The organism is Sinomonas sp. RB5, assembly GCF_054063535.1.
This window is the reverse complement of the sequence record NZ_JBSSGJ010000008.1, coordinates 1-22,924: the sequence shown is the minus strand read 5'-3', so window position 1 is coordinate 22,924 and position 22,924 is coordinate 1. Positions and strand designations below refer to the sequence as shown.

Annotated in this window: 21 protein-coding genes and 1 pseudogene; 12 read left to right on the top strand and 10 right to left on the bottom strand. The window is 69.3% G+C overall.

What is annotated here, in order from left to right; all coding sequences use genetic code 11:
- Nucleotides 1–4 precede the first annotated feature (4 nt).
- The 7 genes from ACVWWH_RS10740 to ACVWWH_RS10710 all read left to right on the top strand — a co-directional run bounded on the left by ACVWWH_RS10740 (nt 5) and on the right by ACVWWH_RS10710 (nt 6,328).
- Nucleotides 5–1,519: a xylulokinase gene (locus ACVWWH_RS10740; RefSeq protein WP_457316569.1), complete on the top strand. Its 1,515-nt coding sequence runs from the start codon at nt 5–7 to the stop codon at nt 1,517–1,519.
- Nucleotides 1,516–2,367, top strand: coding sequence for an HAD-IIA family hydrolase (locus ACVWWH_RS10735; RefSeq protein WP_457316568.1), 852 nt, complete (start codon nt 1,516–1,518; stop codon nt 2,365–2,367). Before ACVWWH_RS10740 ends, ACVWWH_RS10735 begins: the two co-directional genes overlap by 4 nt.
- Before the next feature lie 91 nt (nt 2,368–2,458).
- Nucleotides 2,459–3,445, top strand: coding sequence for a thiamine pyrophosphate-dependent dehydrogenase E1 component subunit alpha (locus tag ACVWWH_RS10730; protein WP_218030605.1), 987 nt, complete (start codon nt 2,459–2,461; stop codon nt 3,443–3,445).
- Entirely contained in the window at nt 3,442–4,488 is a 1,047-nt protein-coding gene (locus ACVWWH_RS10725; protein ID WP_447420758.1) for an alpha-ketoacid dehydrogenase subunit beta, read from the top strand. The genes ACVWWH_RS10730 and ACVWWH_RS10725 overlap by 4 nt, the downstream gene beginning before the upstream one ends.
- A gap of 35 nt (nt 4,489–4,523) precedes the next feature.
- Nucleotides 4,524–4,766, top strand: a complete 243-nt coding sequence (locus tag ACVWWH_RS10720) for a lipoyl domain-containing protein (RefSeq protein WP_066494297.1) — start codon at nt 4,524–4,526, stop codon at nt 4,764–4,766.
- A 30-nt stretch (nt 4,767–4,796) separates the two neighbouring features.
- Nucleotides 4,797–5,663 (top strand): class II fructose-bisphosphate aldolase, encoded by an 867-nt coding sequence (locus ACVWWH_RS10715; RefSeq protein WP_066494299.1) that lies wholly within the window; start codon nt 4,797–4,799, stop codon nt 5,661–5,663.
- Complete coding sequence (locus ACVWWH_RS10710; protein ID WP_457316567.1) at nt 5,660–6,328, top strand: 2-oxo acid dehydrogenase subunit E2; 669 nt, start codon at nt 5,660–5,662, stop codon at nt 6,326–6,328. Before ACVWWH_RS10715 ends, ACVWWH_RS10710 begins: the two co-directional genes overlap by 4 nt.
- Nucleotides 6,329–6,417: 89 nt before the next feature.
- Here ACVWWH_RS10710 and ACVWWH_RS10705 read toward each other — a convergent pair whose 3' ends face one another.
- Nucleotides 6,418–7,926, bottom strand: a complete 1,509-nt coding sequence (locus ACVWWH_RS10705) for a PTS ascorbate transporter subunit IIC (RefSeq protein ID WP_457316566.1) — start codon at nt 7,924–7,926, stop codon at nt 6,418–6,420.
- Between the two features lie 31 nt (nt 7,927–7,957).
- A complete protein-coding gene (locus tag ACVWWH_RS10700) occupies nt 7,958–8,206 on the bottom strand; it encodes a PTS sugar transporter subunit IIB (RefSeq protein ID WP_457316692.1) in 249 nt (82 codons plus the stop codon).
- Nucleotides 8,207–8,227: 21 nt separating this feature from the next.
- On the opposite strand from ACVWWH_RS10700, the gene ACVWWH_RS10695 reads away from it, so the two are divergent.
- Nucleotides 8,228–8,350 (top strand): hypothetical protein, encoded by a 123-nt coding sequence (locus tag ACVWWH_RS10695; protein WP_257125889.1) that lies wholly within the window; start codon nt 8,228–8,230, stop codon nt 8,348–8,350.
- A gap of 166 nt (nt 8,351–8,516) precedes the next feature.
- On the opposite strand, the gene pepD is transcribed toward ACVWWH_RS10695, so the two are convergent.
- From pepD to ACVWWH_RS10655, 8 genes are all read right to left on the bottom strand, one after another.
- Entirely contained in the window at nt 8,517–9,980 is a 1,464-nt protein-coding gene (gene pepD / locus ACVWWH_RS10690; protein ID WP_457316565.1) for a beta-Ala-His dipeptidase, read from the bottom strand.
- 86 nt (nt 9,981–10,066) lie between these two features.
- Complete coding sequence (locus tag ACVWWH_RS10685) at nt 10,067–11,083, bottom strand: ABC transporter permease (protein WP_457316564.1); 1,017 nt, start codon at nt 11,081–11,083, stop codon at nt 10,067–10,069.
- 4 nt (nt 11,084–11,087) lie between these two features.
- Entirely contained in the window at nt 11,088–12,644 is a 1,557-nt protein-coding gene (locus ACVWWH_RS10680) for a sugar ABC transporter ATP-binding protein (RefSeq protein ID WP_457316563.1), read from the bottom strand.
- On the bottom strand, nt 12,641–13,672 hold the full coding sequence (locus ACVWWH_RS10675) for an ABC transporter permease (RefSeq protein WP_457316562.1): 1,032 nt from the start codon (nt 13,670–13,672) through the stop codon (nt 12,641–12,643). Before ACVWWH_RS10675 ends, ACVWWH_RS10680 begins: the two co-directional genes overlap by 4 nt.
- Nucleotides 13,673–13,747: 75 nt before the next feature.
- Nucleotides 13,748–14,875 (bottom strand): sugar ABC transporter substrate-binding protein, encoded by a 1,128-nt coding sequence (locus tag ACVWWH_RS10670; protein ID WP_457316561.1) that lies wholly within the window; start codon nt 14,873–14,875, stop codon nt 13,748–13,750.
- 208 nt (nt 14,876–15,083) lie between these two features.
- Nucleotides 15,084–16,328 carry an epoxide hydrolase family protein gene (locus ACVWWH_RS10665; RefSeq protein WP_066494315.1) on the bottom strand — a complete coding sequence of 415 codons (1,245 nt, stop codon included), beginning with the start codon at nt 16,326–16,328 and terminating at the stop codon, nt 15,084–15,086.
- 71 nt (nt 16,329–16,399) lie between these two features.
- Nucleotides 16,400–17,347, bottom strand: a complete 948-nt coding sequence (locus ACVWWH_RS10660) for a BKACE family enzyme (RefSeq protein WP_066494317.1) — start codon at nt 17,345–17,347, stop codon at nt 16,400–16,402.
- Nucleotides 17,348–17,489: 142 nt separating this feature from the next.
- A complete protein-coding gene (locus ACVWWH_RS10655) occupies nt 17,490–18,494 on the bottom strand; it encodes a sugar-binding transcriptional regulator (RefSeq protein WP_066494320.1) in 1,005 nt (334 codons plus the stop codon).
- 162 nt (nt 18,495–18,656) lie between these two features.
- On the opposite strand from ACVWWH_RS10655, the gene glpD reads away from it, so the two are divergent.
- The 4 genes and pseudogenes from glpD to ACVWWH_RS10635 all read left to right on the top strand — a co-directional run.
- Nucleotides 18,657–20,297, top strand: coding sequence for a glycerol-3-phosphate dehydrogenase (gene glpD, locus ACVWWH_RS10650; protein ID WP_457316560.1), 1,641 nt, complete (start codon nt 18,657–18,659; stop codon nt 20,295–20,297).
- Nucleotides 20,294–21,808, top strand: coding sequence for an FGGY family carbohydrate kinase (locus tag ACVWWH_RS10645; RefSeq protein ID WP_066494324.1), 1,515 nt, complete (start codon nt 20,294–20,296; stop codon nt 21,806–21,808). Before glpD ends, ACVWWH_RS10645 begins: the two co-directional genes overlap by 4 nt.
- Nucleotides 21,805–22,557 (top strand): lipoyl protein ligase domain-containing protein, encoded by a 753-nt coding sequence (locus tag ACVWWH_RS10640; RefSeq protein WP_457316559.1) that lies wholly within the window; start codon nt 21,805–21,807, stop codon nt 22,555–22,557. The genes ACVWWH_RS10645 and ACVWWH_RS10640 overlap by 4 nt, the downstream gene beginning before the upstream one ends.
- Before the next feature lie 52 nt (nt 22,558–22,609).
- A pseudogene (locus ACVWWH_RS10635) lies at nt 22,610–22,924 on the top strand (lipoyl synthase); the annotation flags it as partial.

The window sequence follows — 22,924 nt, the reverse complement described above, 5'->3', positions numbered from 1 at the left end:
CACCATGCAGCGGGACTACGTGATCGGCGTCGACTGTTCGACCACCGCCGCCAAGGCGGTCGTGTGGAACTCCCGCGGCGACGCCCTCGCCCAGGCGCGCTGCGCCTTCGGCCTGAGCCAGCCCCATCCGGGGTGGGGCGAGCAGAATGCAGAGGACTGGTGGGCGGCCTCGGTCGAGGCGATCCGGCGGGCCTCCCAGGCCGTCGACGTCTCGCGCATCGGCGCCGTGTGCATCACCCACCAGCGCGAGAGCTTCGTCTGCCTGGACGCCGAGGGCCTCCCCCTCAGGCCCGCGATGCTGTGGCTGGATACCCGGGCCACCAAGGAGGTCTCCGCGTTCGGGACGGAGGAGGTCCACCGGCTCACCGGCAAGCCCGCCAATCCGACGCCGGCCTGGTACAAGCTGCACTGGCTGGCCGCCAACGAGCCCGACACCGTCGCCCGGATCGGGAAGGTGGTCGACGTCCACGGCTTCCTCGTCCACCGCTTCACCGGGCAGTGGCTCACCTCCTGGGCCTCCGCCGACCCGCTCGGCCTCGTCGACATGACGACCTTCGACTACGACCAGTCCCTCCTGGACGCCGTGGGCCTCGAGCGCGGCCAGCTCAGCGAGCTGCGCGCCCCGGGGAGCGTGCTGGGTCATCTGACGGACGACGCCGCGCGGCAGCTCGGTCTTCCCCGCGACGTTGTCGTCGTGGCCGGCGCGGGGGACGGCCAGTGCGCCCAGCTCGGGTCCGGGGCCACGGTGGGCGGGCGGGCATACCTCAACCTCGGCAGCGGCATCGTCTCCGGCACGTTCTCCGAGCACTACTCCTACGCCCAGGAATACCGGACGCTCTCGGCGGCCCAGCCGGGCGCGTACACGCTCGAGACCTTCATCGGCGGCGGCACCATCAACCTGACCTGGTTCGTCGAGAAGTTCTCCGGGATCACGCAGGGCGCGCTCGGCCTCGACCTCACTCCCGAGCAGATCCTCGAGACCGCTGCGGCGAAGCTGCCCCCGGGCGCCGAGGGCCTGCTGGCGCTCCCGTACTGGACCGGGGCGCTCACGCCCTACTGGGACCACCACGCCCGGGGAGTCCTGGTCGGGCTGACCGGCATCCACGGCAAGGCCCACGTCTACCGCGCCCTCCTCGAGGGGCTCGCCTTCGAGCAGCGCCTCCTGACCACGGGGGCCGAGCAGGCCCTCGCGGAGCCGGTCGCCGAGATCATCGCCCTGGGCGGCGGGTCGCGGAGCCCGGTGTGGTGCCAGATCATCGCCGACGTCATGCAGCGCAGCGTCTCGGTGGTCCGGGAGCCGGAGAGCACCTGCCTGGGTGCGGGGATGCTGGCGGCCTCGGCCGTGGGCCTCCACGACTCCGTCGCGGCCGCGGCCAAGGCCATGAGTGGGCTCGGTGTCTCCTATGAGCCGCGGCCGCAGCAGGCCGCGGTCTATGACCGCCTCTACGACGTCTACCGGGACATCTACCCGTCCAACCGGGCCCTGTTCGCCCGCCTGGCAGAGGCGGTGCGGCCATGAGGGCGCCGGCTCCCGGGGCGCCGGGGGTGCCCGAGGCCACGGACGTGAAGGCCTACGAGGGCTACCTCTTCGACCTCGACGGCACGATCTACCTCGGAGACGAGCTCCTGCCCGGCGCCGAGGACCTCATCCGGGGGCTGCGCAGCGCCGGCAGGGAAACCCTCTTCCTGTCGAACAATCCCACCAAGGACCCCCAGATGTACGCCGACAAGCTGACCAGGCTCGGCCTGGCCACGTCGCCGCAGCGGATCGTGAACCCCTTGGTCACGATCGTCGCGTGGCTGCGGCGGGAGGCGCCGGGCGCGGCGGTCTTCGTCATCGGCGAGGACCCCCTCGTGCGGGCCATCAGCGCGGCGGGCTTCCGCCTGACCGAGGATCCCCGGGAGATCGATGTGGTCGTGGCCAGCTACGACCGCGGCTTCGACTACCGCAAGCTGCAGATCGCGTTCGATGCGCTGTGGCAGTACCGGCGGGCGCGGCTGGTCGCGACGAATCCCGACGCCTACTGCCCCATGCCGCAGGGCCGGGGCGAACCGGACGCCGCGGCGGTGATCGCCGCCATCGAGGCGAGCACGGGGGCCAAGTGCGAGGCGAACGTGGGCAAGCCCGCGGCCGTCATGCTCACGACGGCGCTCGAGGTGCTGGGTCTGCCCGGGGCGCAGTGCCTCATGGTGGGCGACCGGCTGCACACCGACATCGCCATGGCTGCCTCGGCCGGCATCGACTCCGCACTCGTCCTGACGGGCGAGAGCACCGAGGAGATGGCGCGCCAGCTTCCGCGGGACCGCCAGCCCACCTACATTCTGCCGCGGATCGACGCGCTTCTGGCCCCGTTCGCCGGGGCCTAGGAAACCGGGTTGAAGAAGCCCTTGCTCCATGGCCGCACCCATCGGTAGAATTTCAATTCAGATCAGGAATATTTACTCAAAGCGAGGAATGATGGATCTCTCCCCAACCACCCAGCTGGAGATGCAGCGGCGCATGCTGCGGATCCGCCGCTTCGATGAGCGGGCCTCGCGCATGGTCAAGCGCGGGCAGATCCCGGGAACCGTGCACACGAGCATCGGCCAGGAGGCCCAGGTCGTGGGCGCCTGCATGGCGCTCGGCGACGGCGACTACATGTCCGGGAACCACCGCAGCCACGGGCACCCCATCGGCAAGGGCTCGCCGCTGGGCCCGCTGATGGCCGAGCTCGTGGGCAAGGCCACCGGAGTGTGCCAGGGCAAGGGCGGGTCCCTGCACCTTGCGGACTTCGCGGTCGGCAGCCTGGGGGAGTCGGGCATCGTCGGCTCCTCGATCCCGATCGCGACCGGTGCGGCCCTGTCGAGCAAGGTGCTCGGGAACGGCAAGGTCTCCCTGGCGTTCTTCGGGGACGGCGCCGCCAACCAGGGCTGCCTGTACGAGGCGATGAACCTCGCCGGCGTCTGGAAGCTGCCCGTTGTCTTCCTCTGCGAGAACAACCAGTACGCGCTCTCGACCCCGGCCCACACGGTCACCTCCGGCGTGATCGCCGAGCGTGCCGCCGGATTCGGCATGCCCGGCGTGCGCGTCGAGGACGGCCAGGACGTCCTCGCGGTCCACGAGGCCGTGGTCGAGGCGGTCGAGCGCGCCCGCCGCGGAGAGGGCCCCTCCCTCGTGGAGGTGGTGACCTACCGCTTCAACGAGCATTCCGAGGGCCTGCGCCTCGGCACCGACTACCGCGACGCGAGCGAGAAGGCGGCCTGGGTCGAGCGCGACCCGATCGTCCTGTTCCGCCAGCGGCTCGAACGTGAAGGGGTGGCTTCCGCCGAGGAGCTGGACGCCCTCGAGGCCGAGGTCATGGCCGAGGTCGACGAGGCGGTGCGCTTCACCGACGAGAGCCCCTACCCGGACCCCAGCGTCGCCTTCAAAGACCTCTACACCGAACCGATCGGAGCGATCGCATGACTGTCATGAGCTACCTCGGCGCCATCGGTGCCGCCCAGCGCGAGGCCATGGAGGCCGACGAGCGGGTGGTCATCATCGGCGAGGACGTCGAGGCCAACGTCTACGGCACCACGGGCGCCGGCAAGTCCCGCAAGGACAAGGGCGACTTCCTGGAGATGTTCGGGTCCAACCGGATCCGCAACACCCCGATCTCCGAGGAGGTCATCGTCGGTTCGGCCATCGGCGCCGCGATGACGGGCCTGCGCCCTATCGTGGACCTCTCGTACTCGAGCTTCCTGTACATGGCCATGGACCAGTTCGTGAACCAGGCGGCCAAGAACCGGTACATGTTCGGCGGCCAGGCCTCCATCCCCGTGGTCTTCCGCTCGGCGATGTTCTACGGGCTCAACACCGGAGCGCACCACTCGGACCGCCCGTACCCGATGTTCATGAACGTCCCCGGGCTGAAGATCATCGTCCCCGCCACCCCGTACGACGCCAAGGGGCTCCTGCGCACTGCGGTCGACACCGACGACCCGGTGCTGACCTTCGAGGCCTGCATGCTCTGGGGGAGCAAGGGCGAGGTGCCCGAGGAGGAGTTCTGGATCCCCTTCGGCCAGGCCCGGGTGGCACGCCAGGGCAGCGATGTCACGGTGGTGGCGATCTCCAGCGCCGTGCCCGAGGCCCTCGCGGCCGCCGAGGCCCTGGCAGAGGACGGCCTCTCCGTCGAGGTGATCGACCCGCGCACCCTCGTGCCGTTCGACACCGAGGCGGTGATCCGGTCCGTGCAGCGTACCGGCCGGCTCGTGATCGCCGATCCCGCGCACCGCACGTGCTCCGCGGCGGCGGAGATCTCGGCGATCGTCGCGGAGGAGGCCTTCGAGTCGCTCAAGGCGCCGATCATGCGCGTCACGACGCCGGACACCCAGATCCCGTTCAGCCCGGCGCTCGAGAAGCAGCTGTACCCGAACCGGGCCAAGATCGAGGACGCCATCCGGCGGGTCACCGGCCTGATGGCGAACACCTCCAACCCAGAACTGACGTCGCCCGCGCCGCGGATGTGACGGTCCTACAGAACACCGATTGAAGGAGAGAAGACATGGCTAGAGTCGAGGTCCTGCTGCCGCAGTGGGGTATGGGCATGAGCGAGGGCACCGTTGCCACGTGGCTCAAGAACGTCGGGGACAGCGTCGCCGAAGACGAGCCGCTCGCCGAGGTCGAGGCGGAGAAGGTCGAGGAGACCCTCGAGTCGCCGGCCTCCGGCGTCCTGGCCGAGATCGTCGTCCCCGAGGGCGAGACGGTCGAGGTCCGCGCCGTGCTGGCCTACATCGAGACGGCCTGACCGGGGCCGGGAGCAGGAAGGGACAGGACCATGCCACAGGTTGACCCCCGCCAGATTGTCGACGAGGCCACCAGCGGCGGCTACGCCGTCGGAGCGTTCAACATGCACAACGAGGAGACCACCGAGGCCCTCGTCAGGGCCGCCGAGCGCGCCCAGTCTCCGGTCTTCCTCCAGGTCGGACGGGCGATCGTCCCGCACATGGGCCTCAAGAAGGCCTACGAGATGACGCGGCGGATCGCCGAGGAGTCGGACGCGGAGTACGTCATCCACCTGGACCACGGCCCGTGGGACGAGGTCTTCGAGGCGATCAAGCTCGGCTTCACGTCCATCATGTACGACGGCGCGCACCTTCCGTTCGAGGAGAACATCCGCACCACCCGCCGGGTGGTCGAGGTGGCCCACGCATTCGGCATCCCGGTGGAGGCCGAGCTGGGCAAGATCCCCAACGCCGACGAGCAGGTCGACTGGTCCTCGTACTACACCGACGTGGCCGAGGCCGAGCGGTTCGTTTCCGAGACGGGAGTGGACTTCCTCGCGATCTCCGTGGGCATCGTCCACGGCGTGCCCCTCGCCAAGCCGCAGCCGCTCGACATCCAGCGCGTCAAGCAGATCGAGGCCGCGGTCGGCATCCCCCTGGTCCTGCACGGCGCCTCCGGCGTGCCCGACAACGAGATCCTCGCGGCGATGGCCGCCGGCGTGCACAAGTTCAACGCCGACACGGACCTCCGCCTCGCCTTCCGCTCGGGCATCGAGGATGTCTGGGCCCAGGGCGACCGCCAGCTCGAGGAGGCCATGGCCGAAGGCCGCGAGCGCATGATCGAGGCAACCGTCCAGAAGATGAAGCTCTACGGCTGTGCCGGCAAGGCCCAGCATCGCCGGCAGCTGGTCCAGCAGTGACCACCGAGCAGCGCGAGGACAGCGTCACAACACCCCTCAAGGGCATCCGGCGCACGGCCGCGCGGCGGATGACGGCCGCCTGGGGCGCGCCGGCGTTCCACCTCTCGACGAGCGTTGACATGGGTTCGGCGCTCTCCGTGAAGGAGCGCGTCCCGGGGGCCACGGTCACGGACGCCATCCTCGCGGCCTGCGCGGCGGCGCTCCTGGAGCATCCCGCGATCAACGCCCACTACGCCGACGAGGCTGTGACCGCGTTCGGGCAGGTCAACCTGGGCCTCGCCGTCGACACTCCGGCCGGACTCATGGTGCCGGTCATCAAGGATGCGGCCCGGCTCGACCTGACGGGCATCGCGGAGGCGAGGCGCGACCTCGCCCAGCGTGCCCGCCAGGGCAGCCTGACGATGGCGGACGTCTCGGACGGGACCTTCACGGTCTCCAACCTGGGCATGCTGGGCATCGACTACTTCGACGCCATCCTCAACGTGCCCCAGGTGGCGATCCTCGCCATCGGCACCACGCGCGAGGAGCAGGTCAGGGACGGCGACGGCGCCATCAGCTGGCGCCCTCGGGCCCGGATCACCCTGACGTGCGACCACCGGGCCGTCGACGGCGCGACCGGGGCCCGGTTCCTCACCGCGGTGAAGGACCGGCTGGAGACCGCGTAGCGCAGCGCGGACTGAGGCCACTGCGGCAGAGAGGGCGCCCCCGGCCGGGAAGGCCGGGGGCGCCCTGTGGCTTGGCGCGAGAGGGCACGTCAGCTGTTCGCGGGCACCTTCCGCGGCTCTGGGGCATCCTGCGAGGCCAGCCATTGGGCACGGTCTTCAGCTGGCAGCCAGCCCTTGTCGACACACCGGACTTTGAAGATCCAGGCGGACGCGACCAGAGCCAGGGCGAGTGCAATCATGCTCACCGGGGCGAGCGGCATGCCCGTCCGCGCGATCAGCCCGTCCACGGTGCCGAACCACCCGAAGTCGGCGTCGCCGAACGTGCTGTTGGCCATGCCGAGCGAGCCGAGCACGGTGAGCAGGAACGCGGGCAGGAGCGTGATCAGGACGCCGTTGAGGAAGCCGCCCACGATCGCGCCCCGCCGGCCTCCCGTGGCGTTGCCGAACACCCCGGCCCCTCCGCCGTCGAAGAAGTGCGGGACCATCCCGGGAAGGATGAGCGCCAGCCCGAACTGCGGGCCGAGCCAGACGGCGATCAGGGTCAGGGCCACGAGGCCGCCGGTGAAGGACGCGAGGAACCCGATGAGCGACGCGTTGGGTCCGAAGGGGAAGACGATCGGCACGTCCAGCGCGGGCTTGGCGCCCGGCACCACGCGCTGGGCGATCCCCTGGAACGCCGGAACGAGCTCACCGAGGATGATCCGGACGCCGTAGAGGATGATGCTGACGCCGATCCCGAACTGCAGCGCCTGGGCGAACGCCGCCATGACGTAGGCGCCGATGTCTGCGGAAGCGCCCGACGTGGAGTCCGCGAAGACCTTCAGGAGCGCGTCGTGCGGAATCGCGATGATGCCCCAGACGGCGAAGACCATGTAGAGCACCATCATCAGCACGGTGGTCGAGACCATGGAGTCCCTGAGGAAGCTGAGCCCATGGGAGAACTTCACTTCCTCGGCGGACCTCGAGCGCTTCCCGACCGCGGCCCCCGCGGCTCCGGCGATGATGTAGCCCAGGGTATTGAAGTGGCCGATGGCCAGGTTGCCGTCCCGCGACCCGACAATGCGGTTCATGAACGGCTGGGCGAAGGTCGGCATGACGACCATGATGGCGCCCATGAGCACGGACCCGACTGCGATGACCCAGAAGTCCTGGTGGGCGCCGAATCCGACGGACAGGACGACGGCGAGGAGCGTCGACATGAAGACCATGTGGTGTCCCGTGAGGAAGACATACCTCAGGGGGGTGAACCTCGCCAGCAGCAGCATGATGATGAATCCGAAGACGATGATGTACGCCGACTGGGCTCCGAACTGGCTCGCTGCCTGGGCGGTGATCACCTCATTGGTCGGGACCACACCGTGGGCCCCGGTGTCCTTGAGGATGAGATGCCCGAAGGGCGACAGGGAGTTGATCACGACGGTGGCGCCGGCGCCGAGGATCAGGTAGCCCATCGCGGCCTTGAGGGCCCCGGCGACCACTTCCCCCGGTTTCTTCTTCATGGCGATCAGCCCTACGGCCGCCACGATCCCCATCAGGTAGGCGGGGACGTTGAGAATCTGGACGCTGATGAAGTGCAGAATCGAAATGAACCACGGCATTGTAGTACCTCTCTCCACGAAAGCCGTGAACTCAGGCCCGGGGGAGATGGCCGGAGAGCGCGGACTCGATCTCCTGGGCGTCCATGAAGTTGTTGACCACGGCGACGGGCGCAGGGATGTCGGCCAGCTTGTCCGCCAGCTCGGCCGAGGTCAGCACCAGGTCGACCCCTTGCGCAGCACCGCGGGCGGCACTGATGTCGGCCGTCGTCACCGTGCCGGGGACATTCAGCTTGCCGAGGGCGGACTCGGTATTCATCTTCAGCAGGATTGACGTGCCGATTCCCAGTCTGCGGACATCATCATGACCAACGCCGAGATGGCCCGGCTGCTCGGCGACCTTGCGAGCCCGGTCGCAGTGATCGCCAACTTCATGGACACGGACGAGATCATGCGGGCGGTTCGGGCCGTCATGGAGAAGCCGTAGATCCGCTGCGCCGAGTGCCGTGGCGTGGGACCTCGCCTGCCCGCGGGACGTGCAGAAGGGCTCCCCGGGCATGAGGCCGAAAGTACTTCAGCCCCGTGCCCGGGGAGCCCTGCAGTGCGGCGCGGATGCTGGTGTGCCGCGGCCGAGCTGGACGAGCGGGTCGCCGTCAGTGGAGGCGGCTCACCACCTCGCGGATGAGGGGCCACACGCGCGCCACCGAGGTGAAGTTCACCGACTCCTTGGGGGAGTGGAGGTCGTGGAGCTCCGTGCCGATCGAGATGATGTCGAGGCCTGGCAGCTTCTGGCTGAACATGCCCAGCTCGAGGCTGCACTGGGAGACGTGGACCTCGGGATCGGTGCCCATGACCTCCGAGTAGGCCTTCCGGGCGACGTCGAGCAGCTTCGAGTCCGGCCGGTAGGGGAACTCCGGCGCGTCGAGCCCGTACTGCTCGACCGACGCGCCGCCGCCCGCAAGGGCGACCAACGAGCGCACCCTGTCCAGGATCTCGTGCTTGCGCGAGGTGACGGCCGCCGTGATGGTCGACATGAGCCGTGCGCCGTCCGCGGTGGTGCGGACCGTCCCGAGGTTGTTCGAACTCTCCACGATGCCCGGCACCGTGAGGCTCCAGCTCAGGACGCCGTTCGGGATCAGCGCGGTGAGCCGCGCGAAGCGCGCCCCCGCGGCCGCCGAGAAGACGTGCTCCGGGCGCTCCGCCGAGTCGAGCTCGAGCCGGATGCCCGGATCGGCCTTGCGGTACTCGTTGAGCAGCGTGCGCTCGAGCTCGGAGACGGCGTCGGCCACGGCGGGGACGTCCTCCGGCCGCAGCGACAGCACCACCTGGGCGTCCGCCGGGATGGCGTTGTTCTGCGCTCCGCCGTGGGGATCGCTGATCCTGACGTCGAACCGGTCCATCAGGGTCGTGAGCGCCCGCGCCAGGACGAGGACGGCGTTCGCACGCTCCAGGTGGATGTCGAATTCGCAGTGCCCGCCGGCCAGGCCGCGGACCTTGAGCAGACGCGTCTCGGTATGCGTGCCGGGCACCGGCTCCCACTCTGCGGGCACGTCGACGGTGAAGGTCACGTCGCCGCTGCAGCCGGCGAGGATCTCCTTGTCGGTGATCCAGTTGAAGTCGATCATCCGCTTCCCGGACAGCTTCGACGTGTCGAACTGGGCGGCTCCCACCTTCCCCTTCTCCTCCATGGCGGTCAGGACCGCCTCGAGGGGCGGGTGCGGGATGTCCTTCGAGTCGAGGAGCGCCAGGATGTAGGAGACGCCGATGCCGTTGTCGGCCCCGAGGGAGGTCCCGTTCGCGGTGACGAAGTCACCGTCGATGAGGAGCTCGATCGGATCCTGTTCGAAGTCGTGGGTGACGCCGTCCTCCTTCTCGCACACCATGTCCAGGTGCCCGTGGAGGATCAGCGGCGGTGCGCCCTCCAGGCCATGCTGGCCGGGCTTCTTCACGAGGACACAGTGCAGATCGTCCTGCGTCGCCTCGAGGCCGCGCTCGCGGGCGAAGTCGACGACCCAGTCGGCGACCTCCTTCTCGTTGCCGGAACCGCGGGGGATGTTGGACAGGCTCTCGAAGAACGAGAACACCTCTTGGGGCTGGATCGATGTGAGGGTGGGCATCGGGCTGTTCCTTCTCTGGCTGCCCGGGCCGCCTGCGAGGGGCGGCCCCGGATGGTGGTCGTGGAGGCTGGGGGAGCGGCCTGGGGCTACTTCACCACGCCCTGGCGCTTCCTGCCCATGGTCAGGGCGACGGCGACGATGATGACGAGCCCGTAGACGAGGCTCTGGGCCTGGGGGCTGATGCCCACCGAGGTCGCGCCGATGGGCACGAGGCCCACGGTGAGGGCGCCGAACACGATGTTGACGGGATTCGTGACACCGCCGGTGATGGCCGTGCCGCCCACGATCGCTGCGGTGATGCCCGGGAGCAGCAGGTCGCTGCCGAGCCCGAAGGAGGAGGCTGCGCCCGCCTGGGCGATGACGAGCACGCCGGCCAGCCCGGACAGCAGGCCCGAGAGGGCGAAGGCTGCCACCTTCAGCCAGCGTGTCCGCAGGCCGGAGAAGAGGGCGCCGCTCTCGTTCAGGCCCACGGCGGTCATCCCCTGCCCGGATCGGGTGAACCGGAGCACGGCCCACAGGACGACGGCGCACACGACGCCGACCCAGAACGCCAGGGGCAGGCCCACGAGCGCGGTGCCGAACAGCGGGGCGAGCAGATCCGTGTTGGCGGTGGCGTAGACGGTCGTCGCGTGGCTGACCTCGAGCGATGCGGCCTGCACGATGCCGAGCGTGCCGAGCGTGAGGGCGAACGAGGGGATCTGGCCGAAGGCGATCAGGAACCCGTTCACGGCGCCGATCAGGGTCACCACGACGAGCGTGAGCAGGGGGGCCGCCGGCCCGAGGGGCTCCAGCGCCTGCGCGAGGATCATCGCCGAGAGCACCACGGTGGCGGCGTTGGAGAGGTCGATGGAGCCGACGTTGAGCACCATCGCCTGGCCCAGGGCCACGAGCAGGATGGGCGCTGCCTGCACCGTCAGGATGCCGAGGCCGCCGCCTGTGACGAAGGTCGGAGTCAGGACGGCCACCAGGGCGAACAGGGCGATGAAGACGGCGACCGGGCCCACGGTCTGCCACAGGCCGGCGGGGCGCAGGGTCACCCGCTTCTGCTTGCCCGAGGAGGGGGCGGAGAGCGGCTCCGGTCGGAGAACGGCGTTGTGTGTCATGGGATCACACCATCTTTTCCAGGAGGTCTAGGGCTGTGGGGGACTCGACGGAGAGGTCGAAGCTGCCGGTGATCTCGCCGTCGCGCATCACGAGGACGTCGTCGCCCATCTCGAGCGCCTCCTCGAGCGTGTCGGGGAGGAGGACGACGGCGGCTCCGGCACTCTGGGCGGCACGGATCTGTTCGTTCACCGTCTGGGCAGCTCCGGGGTCGAGGCCCCTGAGGGGGTGGTCGAGGAGGAGGATCTTCAGCTCGTCCGAGGCGAGCCACTTGGCGAGGACCACCTTCTGCTGGTTGCCGCCGGAGAAGCTCGCGAGGCGGAGGCGCGGGTTGCGCGGGCGGATGTCGAGCCGCTCGAACCAGTCGGCTGCCGCCTTCGCCTGGGTGCGCCGCTTCAGGAACGGGCCCCACGCGGCCTTCCCGGGGTGGGCGAGGGTGAGGTTCTCGGCGGCGCTGAAGCCTCCGACCATCCCTTCGACCTTCCGTTCGGCGGGGATGTAGGCGATTCCGGAGCGCACGGCCGCCCGGATGGACCATGAGCGGACGGGACCGCCGGCGACGGCGATCGTGCCCGAATCGAAGGTCTCGGCGCCGAAGATCGCCCGGCTGAGGGATTCGCGTCCTGAGCCGAGGGCGCCGACGATGGCGGTGCAGCGGCCCGGGGCGAGGGAGAAGGAGATGTCCTTGAACTGGCCCTTCTTCTTCAGGTCCTTCACCTCCAGCACGGCAGGCTCGGGCGCGGTCCGCTCGGCCCGCTGCTTCGGGGCGGCCTTGGCCTCGTGGCCGATCATGAGTCGGAAGAGGTCATCCTCGGTCACGGATTCCCGCCGCCGGTCGGCAACGACCTGGCCGTGCCGCATGACGATCACGCGGTCGCAGATCCTGAGGATCTCGTCGAGGCGGTGGGAGACGAAGAGCACCGAGCCGATGCGCTTGAGGGCGCGGATCTCGCGCTCGAGGATCTCCGTCTCGTTGCGTTCCAGGACGGCCGTGGGCTCGTCCAGGATGACCAGGGGCGCGGCGTGGACTGCCTCGTCGACGCGCAGCGCGCGGGCGATCTCCACCATCTGGCGGTCCACGAAGGAGAGATCGCCGACGGTCGCGCGGGGATCGATCGTGGAGCCGACGCGCTCGAGGACCTTCGCGGCCTCCTGGTTGAGGCGGTTCCAGCGGTAGAAGCCGTACCGGGTGGCCGCATCCTTCGAGGAGAGGGCGTTCATCGCGATGTTCTCGGCCACGGAGAGGTTCGTCAGGAGTGACTGCTCCTGGTGGACGACGCCGATCCCTGCTGCCACTGCGTCCTGCGGCCGGCGGAACTTCACCTCGCGGCCGTCTGCCTCGATCACCCCGGAGTCGGGCTGGTGGAGGCCCGTGAGGATCTTCAGGAGCGTGGACTTGCCGGCACCGTTCTCGCCGATCAGGCCGACGACCTCGTGCCTCGGGATCTCCAGGGAGATGTCCTTCACGGCCTGGACGGGGCCGAAGGACTTCGAGACGCGGGTGAGCTTCAGGGCGGGGCTGTGGAGCGCTGCTGTGGCGGGTGCCACGGATGCGTGGGTCATTTGACGATCCTCAATCTGCTGCGATGGGGCCAGGCTGCGGCGAGGACAGCCGCGATGAGGACTGCTCCGGACACCGCGGACTGGAGGTTCGGGCTGACGCCGCTGAGGATGAGCCCGTTGTTCAGGACGGTGAGCATCAGCACCCCGACTGCGGTGCGGAGGATTCCGCCCTTCCCTCCTGCGAGGGAGGTTCCGCCGATCACGACGGCGGCGATGGTGAGGAAGAGGTTGCCGGTTCCGACCGTGGCCGAGCCTGCGCCGAGCTGCAGGCTGGCGAGGATCCCCGCGCCGGCACTGCAGGCGCCTGCCGCCACGAAGACGTAGACCTTGTACCTGCCGACGGGCACGCCGTTGGCCCGGGCGATCTCCTCGTTGTTGCCGATCGCGTAGGCGAAGCGGCCGAGGCGGGTGAACCTGGTGACGCCGATGCCGACCAGGGCCACCACGGCGGCTAGGAGGAACGAGTTCGGCAGGCCGAGGGTGAGGCTCGTGGGCCAGGACTTGAGGCCCTGGTCGGAGAGGAACGGGATGGACGCCTGGCCGAACAGCAGCGTGGCGATGCCGAGCCCGACGAACCAGACGCCGAGGGTGACGATGAAGGACGGCACCTTCAGCTGGGTGTGCACGAGGCCGTTGACCAGGCCGAGCCCTGCGCCGACCGCCAGCGCGACCGGGATGGCCCAGAACCCGAGGTCGGCGGTGCCGCGGCTGTTGGCCGAGAGGAGGACGAAGGTCATCCCGGCGGCCCCCATGAGGCCCTCGACCGAGAGGTCGATGGAGCCGGTCAGGATGACGAGCGTCGACCCGACCCCGATGATCAGGGGAAGCGCGGCGTGGTCCAGGATCGTCCGGGCGTTGTCCGGGCTGAGGAAGGAGGAGGGGTTGAGTGCCGCGAACACCGCGATGAGGGCGATCAGGGCGGCAACCTCGCCGAGATTCCTGAGCTCGAAGCGGTGCCGGCTCGGGGTGGGTTTGTGCTGAGCGGGTGTCGGGTTCAGAAGCCCCGTGCCGCTGTCCTTTGCTGTCATTGCTCTCTCACCTGCTGTTGTTCGGGTGCGCGGCGGCTCCGTCAGGAGTCCGGACGGAGCCGCCGCACGGGGCCGTCAGGGCAGCTTCTCCGGACCGCCGCCGACGAGGGGGGTGGGCTGGGTGTCCCACGGCCCGTTCTTCACCAGGTCGTCGATCCAGCCGTCGATGTTGCTGTCGTACTTGGTGAACTCAGAGAGGTTCTGCGGGGTCACGCAGCTGAGCTTGAAGAGGCTGTCCCGCTTCTCGTGGGGCAGCTCCGAGGGCTTGATCGCGCCGGTCGCCGCCTGGTAGGCGGTGTACAGGCCGATCGCTGCGGCCATGAAGCCGCGGTGGAAGGTCTCGCCGACGATCGCGTCATTGCCCATGTGGTTCTGCATGTCGGCGACCTCCTGCGGGTAGAGGCCATCCGTGGCGAACTTGACGTCGTTGATCCGCCCGGCGTTCTGCACAGCCTGGATCGCGCCGATCGTCATGCCGTCGTCGGCCGACCAGATACCGTTGATCTGGTTGCCGTACTTCGCCATGAGGTTCTGGGTGACCTGGAGGGCCTGCTGGGGATCCCAGTTGGCCGGCTGCGTGTCGAGCAGGTGCACGTTCGGGTAGGCCTTCAGGGCCTGCTGCATGCCCGCCACGCGGGTCTGGCTCGTGGTGCTGTCCTGCACGCCGCCGAGGGCGACGATGTTCCCCTTGCCGCCGATGCTCTTCGCGAGCGCATCGGCCGTGCACTGCCCGCTCTGGACGCCGGAGTACTTCTGGAAGGCAACGAAGTTGTCGCCGACATTCCAGGGCTCGTAGTTGTCCGGCTTGTTCCACCAGACGCTCACGTAGCCGCCGGCGGCCTTGACCGCGTTGACGATCGGCGCCGCATCCGAGCTCGCGACCGTGTTGACCATCAGCGCGACCTTCTTGCCCTGGGCGAGGATGGCCTGGATCTTCGAGATCTCCGTCTGCGAGCTGCCCTGGGAGTCGACGATCTGCAGCGGGACGCCGAGCTTCTTCGACAGGGCCTGCGCGCCCTGGATCATCGACGCCATGTACGGGTTGGTGGTGTTGATGACGGACGCGACGAGGACGATGTCCTTCTTGTCGATCGGCTGCGACGACGCGGCGTTCGTCGAGGTGCACGCTGTCATCGCCGCCAGCAGGCCGACTGCGGCCACGCCGGCCGCCAGCCGCTGTCGAATGCTGTTCCGGAGGGGCATCAGTGACTCCTTCGTAAGAGATGGCCCGGGGTTCCTGCAGATCGATGAATAACAATTCAGTGGCTGCATTTGGATTCTTCGAGTGTGCGGCACGTCACTTCTGCGTGTCAAGGGATCAAATTCCCGCGCGGCCAGAAGACGCCCGCGGCGCGGAAAGAGGGAGGACCCTGCGGGGCAGGGTCCTCCCTCTTCGGACGGCGGCGAGCCGTCAGCGGAAGGCGCGGAAGAAGGTCCTCACGTCGTCGACGTACGTGTCCGGCACCTCGAGGGGGGCGAAGTGGCCGCCCTCGTCATGGACGCGGTACTGCTGGAGATTGAAGTACTTCTCGGTCCACGTGCGCGGGGGCTTGTAGATCTCCCCCGGGTAGATGGACACCGCGGTGGGGGCACCCACCACGGGCAGCCCGTCGTGGCTCGGGCGCCACGGGTTCCCGCGGCATTCCCAGTAGTAGCGCGAGGAGGTCCCGCCGGTGTTGGTGAGGAAGTAGACGGCCGCGGTCGTGACGAGATCCTCCTTGGGCCACACCCGCTCGAAGGGCTCGGTGCCGACGCCGCGCTCCTCGAGTCCCCAGAAGTAGCGCTTCTCGGTGATCCAGGCCAGCTGGCCGGCGGGCGAGTCGGCGACCAGGGCCGCGAGCGTCTGCGGCTTGGTCAGCTGGATCTCCCCGTAGCCGCTCTCGTTCTGCACGAAGAGCTTGCCGCGTTCGAACCACCCCTTCTCGGTCGAGTCGTCGTACTCCTCCGCGGCCGGAAGGCCCAGGACGGGGTCGAACTTGACCCCCGGAGGGGCGTCGGGGTGCTCGGCGAGGTAGTGGCTCATCTGGGCCGGGAAGTGCGTGTAGACGCCGAAGACATCCTTCTCGTACTTGTGGCCGTGCTGCTGGGCCACGAGGGCGCCCCAGTCCCCTCCCGCGGTGGCGTACTTCTCGTACCCGAGCACCTTCTTCATGAGGGTGTTCTCGAGGTCGGCAGTCCGCCACCAGTTCCATCCCGGCTCCGTGAGCGGAGAGGAGAACCCGTAGCCGGGGAGGGAGATGAGGACGACGTCGAAGGAGTCCGCAGGGTCGCCGCCGTAGCTGGCGGGATCGGTCAGGGGGCCGATCACCTTGCGCAGGTCCCAGAACGTCCAGGGCCACCCATGGTGGATGAGGAGGGGCATCGGGTTGGGCCCCTTCCCCTTGGCATGGATGAAGTGGAGCGGCACGCCCATCAGGTCCGTCTTGAAGTGGGGCAGCTCATTCATCCGCCGCTCCACGTCCCGCCAGTCGTATTCGTTGATCCAGTAGTCGACGAGCTGCTTGTGGTACGCCGTGTTGTAGCCGTACCGCCAGTCGTCGTTGGCGAAGTCCTGGGGATAGCGGGTCTTGCGGAGCCGCTCGTACATGTCCTTGAGGTCTTCTTCGGGGATGGAGATCGTGAAGGGACGGATCTCGCCTTCGTGGTGCGCAGCCATTGCGCCTCCTCGTGAGATGGGTGGGGTCGGAGGATGAAGTTCGTGGGCGCCCAGGGGGCGCCGGGCGCCGTTCAGGCGATGTTGTAGAGGGCCCGTGCTTCCTGCTGGGTGGCGATGGGGCGGCCCACTTCGCGGGCGATCTCCTGCACCTGCTGGAGGAGCTCGAGGTTGGTCGGGTTGCGCGCCGGGTCGTAGAAGAGCTCCAGGCCGGTCTTGACGTGGCCGCCCAGCTCGATGGCCCTGCGCAGGATCCCGGTGTCGTCCAGTGCACCCTGGCCCCAGACCGAGACGTACCACGGATGCTTGACCTTGGCCTCCTCGATCATCCAGAGGTAGTAGTAGAGGCTTTCGAGGCTCGGCTTCATGCCGTTGGTGCCGATGGGCTCGGTGGCCGTGAGGCCGTAGTCGCCGATGAGGTAGAAGTCCCACATCGAACCGGGTGTCGAGAGCCCGCGGTTCACGTAGTGCATCGCGTGGCGCAGATGTCCGGGCTCGTAGATGCCGAAGACCATGGCAAGATCGCGTTCTCGGAACATCTTGACCTGGCTGGCGACCCGCTTGAAGTTGAACCCGAACTCCGGCCCCGAGAGGTACCCCTCCTCGTCGGTGTCCACTGCGAAGAGCGTCAGGCCGGTGTCGACGCAGCCGATCCGCACGTTCGCGCCCTCGTAGAGGAACGGCACATGCTCCAGGCCGTTCTCCTCGGGCTGCAGCCGGAGGTTGTTGCAGGTCGTGGGGTACCAGGTGATGTCCGGGTACTTGGCAAGAACGCTCTCCCACGTGCGCATGTAGTCCTTGTAGGCGTTCTCGCCGAGCAGGTCGAAGCTCGTATTGTGGGCGTGGATGGCGCCCGCGCCGGCCTCCCAGCACCGGATGGCATCCTCGGCGATCTCCTCGTAGGTGATCGGGGTGTTCGGGTTCATCTCTTTGGTGCGGACCCCGTTGATGTGGGACTCGATGACCACCGGATAGTCCCACTGCGGTTCCATGTCCGCGTACTTGTCCAGTGCAGTAGGCACGGCTACCTCCAAGAGCGACGGACCGAGCGGCCCGATGACAGCTGTGAATTGATATTCGTAGATCCAATCAATATGCACTCATGGTGCGATGCGGATCACACTGCTGTCAACGGTCCGTGCGGAATCGATGCCCTCCGCGCCGTCAGGGGGCGGTGCGGGCCCCTGCCCGTGCGGCCTCGGCGGCTGAGCCGGCCGGCTCGCTCAGGAGGAAGGCCGCGGTTCCCGCATCAGTGACGAGGGTGTCCACCCAGCCTCCGGCCACCGCGGCGCGGATGGCCTGGTGCTTGCGTTCCCCACCGGCCACGGCCCACCGGTGGCGGGCGTTCCGGAGCTGGTCGAGCGTCACTCCGACCACGAGGTCTTCGAGCTCGGAGTCGATCGGCTTCCCCTCCGCATCGATGAAGTGCAGGCATACCTCGCCGACCGCGCCCCGCTCCCGGACGTGCTCGAACTGCTCATCCGTGAAGAAGTTGTCTCCGGAGCGCAGCTCGGGGTCCCGCTCGCACGTGCCGATGCCGACGAGCGCGACGTCGATGGAGTCCAGCATCTCCATGGCCATGCGCACGTAGGGGTCCCGCGCGATGAGGAGCTCCTTGATCTCGCGGCTGGGCACGACTCCCGGGGTCCGGAGGAAGACCGGCTGGGCGCCGGTCAGCGTGGCGAACTGCTGGGTGGAGCGGGCCGCATCGTGCTGCAGCTCGGGCGGCCCGAGGTCACCGAGGGTCTCCACCACGTACTCGCCGCGCGTCCGCAGGGGCAGGAGGGCATCGACCATGAGCCGCAGCGTCTTGCTCCACGAGGTGAAGGCGATCGTCTTCACCTCGAACGCCAGCTCGTAGAGGAGGGAGGCCATGGTGTGGGCGAGGTCCTTGTTGACCTCGGACTCGTCGTGGCTGACCGTGTCGACCACGTGCACCTCGCTGAGTCCGTAGCGCGCCTCGATCTGCTCCTCGAGCTCGGCATGGATGTGCTGGGGCACGGCGACGACGGTCCGGACGATCGAGGCCTCTTCGGCCTGGGCGAGCAGCCGGGAGACGCGCGACTGGGAGATCTGGAGACGCTTGGCGATCTCCGTCTGGCGCACGCCGTGCGTGTGGTAGAGCCGCGCCACTTTGATCATGAGGCGCTGGGTGTCATTGTCAGCCATGGTGCTCCGTTTCTTGCCTGTCAGGGAGGAGTATCGCGCGGCGGGCGCCGTCACCGGAACCCCCGACCCTTGACACCGGGATCGCCGCAGCAGACACTCGTAAATGTCCATGCGACTGCTAAATATTTATTCTAGCGATGTTCCGGCAGGAAGGAAACTGCAATGGAGGAGCTGGCTGCCCCGTTCGACCTCATCGTCGTAGGCGGGGGCATCAACGGGCTCGGAATCGCCCGCGACGCCGCGGTGCGCGGCCTGCGGGTGATCCTGCTGGAGCAGGACGACCTGTGCAGCGGGGTGTCGGCCTGGTCGGGCCGCCTCGTCCACGGTGGCCTCCGCTACCTCGAGCATCGCGACTTCCCCCTCGTGCGGGAGTCGCTGCGCGAACGCGAACGGCTCTTCCGCCTTGCCCCGCACCTCGTGAAGCCGCTGCGCCTCCTCATGCCAATGTACTCCCACAGCAGGCGTCCGGCGTGGCTGATCCGGGTGGGGATGTACCTCTACGACGCGCTCTCGTTCGACAAGAAGACCGAGGGCCACGAGGTCCTCAGTGCCGAGGCGACACGCAGGCGGTTCCCCGGCATCGCCGACGACGGCCTCCGGGGCGCGGTCGTGTTCACCGACGGGCAGGTCGAGTACGCCGAGCGGCTGTGCGCCGAGGTGGCCGTCGCCGCGGCCGGCGCCGGGGCCGTGATCCGGACCAAGGCCCGGGTGGAGGAGCCCGTCATGAAGGCCGGGCGGGTGGCGGGCGTCCGGTTCCGCGACATGCTCACGGGAGAGATGCACGAGGCCCTCGCGCCGGTCGTCTTCAACGTCGCCGGTCCGTGGATCGACCGCATCTTCCGGCGCGGGGCGCCCGAGCAGCCACGGCTCAACGGCGGGACGAAGGGGAGCCACCTCGTGGTGGACCCGTTCCCCGGGGCGCCCTCCGACGTGGTCTACTACGAGTCCAAGACCGACGGCCGCCTGGTCCTCGTGATCCCCTGGATGGGCCGCTACCTGATCGGCACCACCGACCTCCGCTTCGACGCCGATCCGGGCGAGGCCAGGTGCGACGCCGACGAGATGGCGTACCTGCTCGGCGAGGTGAACGAGCTGATCCCCGAGGCGCACCTGACGCCGGACGACGTGCTGTTCACCTACTCCGGGGTCCGGCCGCTGCCGTACGCCCCGGGGGTGCCCGAGTGGCGGGTGCCGCGCAGCCATATCCTCCACGACCACGCCCCCGACCTCCCCGGCCTGGTGACCGTGGTCGGCGGGAAGCTGACGACGTATCGCCAGCTCGCCCAGGACGCGGTCGACGACGTGTTCAAGCGGCTGGGCCGCAAGAGCCCCGCCTGCGTCACGGCCAACCTCCCGCTTCCCGGGGCCGCGGGGAACCTCGAGGAGGCCCGAGGGCACCTCCTGGCCGGTGGCCTGCCGGCGGCGACCGCAGACCGGCTCGTGGCCCTCTACGGAAGCCGGGCACTCGACGTCGTCCGCGAGGCCGAGGGCGACAGCAGCCTCCTCGCCGTGCTGGACCCGGGAACGGGAGCCATCGCCGCCGAGCTGCTGTTCGCCGTGCGGCACGAGTTCGCCAAGACGCTCACCGACGTCCTGGCCCGGCGCATGCTCCTCGCCTTCGAACCCGACCACGGGGTCCCGGCCGTCCAGGAGGCCGCCGCCATCCTGGCCTCGCACCTCGGCTGGGACGCGGAAAGGAAGGCCAGCGAGATCGCCGCGTACTTCGACTGGCTGTCCCGCCTCGCCGTTCCCGGCCGCGCCGGAGCGCAGGCGGACAGCGCCCTGGGGGGACCGGTCCGGTGACTGCGCGGTACGTCCTCGCGCTGGACGAGGGCTCCACGAGCGCCAGGGCAGTCCTGGTCAGCCTCGAGGGCGAGATCGTCGCCGAGGCACGCAATCCCGTGGTCCCGACGTTCCCGCGGCCCCGCTGGGTGGAGCTCGATCCGATGGCCCTCTGGGAGACCCAGCGCCGGAGCATGCAGGCGGCCATGGCCAAGGTCGGCGCGACCACGGACGATCTCGCGGCGGTGGGGATCACCACCCACCGCGAGACGTGCCTGGTCTGGGACAGGCGCACCGGCGAACCCGTCCACCCGGCCCTGATGTGGATGTCGAAGCAGACCGACGCAATCATCGACGGCTGGCGCCTGGACGGCCTGGACGCCGAGTTCAGGAGCAGGACGGGCCTCTTCAACGACTCCTTCTTCAGCGCGGCGAAGCTCGCCTGGATCCTGGAGAACGTCCCGGGTGCGCGCGCCCGCGCGGAGCGGGGCGAGCTCGCGGCCGGCACCGTGGACACGTGGCTCCTCTGGCAGCTCACCGGCGGCAGATCGCACTTCACGGACCACAGCGAGGCGTCCCGGACGGCCCTCTTCTCGCTCGACGCGCTCGACTGGGACGAGAAGCTCGCCGAAGCGTGCGGCATCCCGCTGCGCCTGCTGCCCCCGGCCCTCGCCTCAGACTCGCACTTCGGCGAGATGCGGCCGCAGGACGTGGGGCTGCCGGGGACCGCCTCGGTCCCCATCATGGCCATCATGGCCGACCAGCAGGCGGGGATGTTCGGGCAGGCCTGCTTCGAGTCCGGCTCGGTCAAGAACACCTACGGCACGGCGGGCGTGCTCACCGCCAACACCGGCTCCACGCCGGTCGTCGTGGACGGGCTGACGGCCAGCGTCGGCTGGACGGTGGCCGGCACCACGGCGTACGAGCTCGAGGGCGTCGTGTTCCACTGCGGCCAGACGCTCCAGTGGATGCGCGAGCGCCTCGGGGTGCTCAAGCCCGAGGAGCAGATCGAGGAGGTCGCCTCGCGCGTGCCGGACACGGGCGGCGTCTACGTGGTGCCCGCCTTCGCCGGGCTGTGCGCGCCCCACTGGTCGCGGGACAGCCGGGCCAGCATCGTCGGGCTGACCCTCGAGAGCGGTGCCGAGCACGTGGTCCGCGCCGGGGTGGAGGCCATGGCCTACCAGACCCGCGACAACGTCGACGTCCTGTGCGCCTCGGGCCTGGCCGTTCCCGAGCTCAAGGTCGACGGCGGCGCAGCCCGCAGCGACCTGCTCTGCCAGTTCCAGTCCGACATCCTCGGCATCCCGGTGCGCCGGCCCGCGGAGCTCGAGAGGACGGCCCTCGGCATCGCCCACCTGGCCGGCATGGGGGTCGGCCTCTGGGAGCAGGACGACCTCGCGACCGGATGGCGGCTGGACCGGGTGTTCGAACCCCAGATGTCCGAGGACCGCCGCGAGGCCCTGTATGCGGGGTGGCAGGACGCCGTCCAGAGTGTCCTCGGCCGCCACCCCGCAGCCAAGGCCGCTCCGTGAGCGTGCCGGGCCCGTTCGGCACCGGCCCGATGATCCTCGACTACGGGATGGGCCGCCGGTCGGGAGACGAGGACATGGAGCTGGCCGCCAGCCGTCTCGCCGCCCTCGCCCGCGGGGGCCACGCTGGGATCGACATCTCGATCCCGCAGCAGACCGCGGCCTTCGGACGTCTCGACACCCGCCTCGCGGGCTACGGGCAGGCCCGGGCGGCGCTCGCCGAACGGGGTTACGCGTCCGTCATCCGCCCGGTCGGCGGCCACCTCGCCGTCTACGGCCCGGGGGACCTCGTGGTCCACCTGTGGGCGCCCCACCCGGTCTCCCGCCTGCACATCCGCGAGCGTTTCGAGCTCTTCGGCCACGGGACGGCGCGGGCGCTGCGGGCGCTGGGCATCGACGCGCGCATCGGGTCGGTCCCCGGCGAGTACTGCAGCGGCGAGTACAGCATCAATGAGGCCGGCACCGCGAAGCTGGCCGGTACCGGCCAGCGGATCACCAAGCACGGCTACCTCTTCAGCGCGGTGGTCATGGTGGAGGAGGCCGGGCCGGCGCGCGCCGCCCTGCAGGAGGCCTACGGGCTGCTGGGCCTCGAGTTCTCGCCGGCCAGCGTGGGCTGCGTCGCGGACTCCGCGCCGGGGGTCACCGCCGAAGAGCTCGGGCACCTGCTTGCCGCCGAGCTGCAGCACGTCCTGGCCCCGGCCACCGGGATGCTCGTCTCGGTCCCGTTCCACGCGACAGGGGCGCGCCGGTGACGGAACCTCCGGCAGTACACCTTCACCACCACACCACGGAAGGAGTCCTGGCATGACGATCGCCCCCGAGGGCCGGCGGATGCTGCGGATCGAGCAGCGCAACGCGGCCGTGCCGGTCGAGCGCAAGCCGGACTGGATCAAGGCCAAGGTCCAGATGGGCCCGGAGTTCGTCCAGCTGAAGAAGCAGGTGAAGAAGGAGGGCCTCCACACCGTGTGCGAGGAGGCCGGCTGCCCGAACATCTTCGAGTGCTGGGAGGACAAGGAGGCCACCCTCCTCATCGGCGGCTCCGAGTGCACCCGCCGCTGCGACTTCTGCCAGATCGACACCGGCAGGCCCTCCCCGCTGGACCGCTTCGAGCCGACCAAG

What these genes read in the sequence shown, in the direction of transcription:
- ACVWWH_RS10670 (WP_457316561.1), bottom strand. Translation starts at nt 14,875, where the DNA reads ATGCCCCTCCGGAACAGCATTCGACAGCGGCTGGCGGCCGGCGTGGCC.
- ACVWWH_RS10655 (WP_066494320.1), bottom strand. Translation starts at nt 18,494, where the DNA reads ATGGCTGACAATGACACCCAGCGCCTCATGATCAAAGTGGCGCGGCTC.
- glpD (WP_457316560.1), top strand. Translation starts at nt 18,657, where the DNA reads ATGGAGGAGCTGGCTGCCCCGTTCGACCTCATCGTCGTAGGCGGGGGC.
- ACVWWH_RS10740 (WP_457316569.1), top strand. Translation starts at nt 5, where the DNA reads ATGCAGCGGGACTACGTGATCGGCGTCGACTGTTCGACCACCGCCGCC.
- ACVWWH_RS10675 (WP_457316562.1), bottom strand. Translation starts at nt 13,672, where the DNA reads ATGACAGCAAAGGACAGCGGCACGGGGCTTCTGAACCCGACACCCGCT.
- pepD (WP_457316565.1), bottom strand. Translation starts at nt 9,980, where the DNA reads ATGCCCACCCTCACATCGATCCAGCCCCAAGAGGTGTTCTCGTTCTTC.
- ACVWWH_RS10685 (WP_457316564.1), bottom strand. Translation starts at nt 11,083, where the DNA reads ATGACACACAACGCCGTTCTCCGACCGGAGCCGCTCTCCGCCCCCTCC.
- ACVWWH_RS10695 (WP_257125889.1), top strand. Translation starts at nt 8,228, where the DNA reads ATGACCAACGCCGAGATGGCCCGGCTGCTCGGCGACCTTGCGAGCCCG.
- ACVWWH_RS10665 (WP_066494315.1), bottom strand. Translation starts at nt 16,328, where the DNA reads ATGGCTGCGCACCACGAAGGCGAGATCCGTCCCTTCACGATCTCCATC.
- ACVWWH_RS10715 (WP_066494299.1), top strand. Translation starts at nt 4,797, where the DNA reads ATGCCACAGGTTGACCCCCGCCAGATTGTCGACGAGGCCACCAGCGGC.
- ACVWWH_RS10725 (WP_447420758.1), top strand. Translation starts at nt 3,442, where the DNA reads ATGACTGTCATGAGCTACCTCGGCGCCATCGGTGCCGCCCAGCGCGAG.
- ACVWWH_RS10730 (WP_218030605.1), top strand. Translation starts at nt 2,459, where the DNA reads ATGGATCTCTCCCCAACCACCCAGCTGGAGATGCAGCGGCGCATGCTG.
- ACVWWH_RS10735 (WP_457316568.1), top strand. Translation starts at nt 1,516, where the DNA reads ATGAGGGCGCCGGCTCCCGGGGCGCCGGGGGTGCCCGAGGCCACGGAC.
- ACVWWH_RS10705 (WP_457316566.1), bottom strand. Translation starts at nt 7,926, where the DNA reads ATGCCGTGGTTCATTTCGATTCTGCACTTCATCAGCGTCCAGATTCTC.
- ACVWWH_RS10680 (WP_457316563.1), bottom strand. Translation starts at nt 12,644, where the DNA reads ATGACCCACGCATCCGTGGCACCCGCCACAGCAGCGCTCCACAGCCCC.
- ACVWWH_RS10720 (WP_066494297.1), top strand. Translation starts at nt 4,524, where the DNA reads ATGGCTAGAGTCGAGGTCCTGCTGCCGCAGTGGGGTATGGGCATGAGC.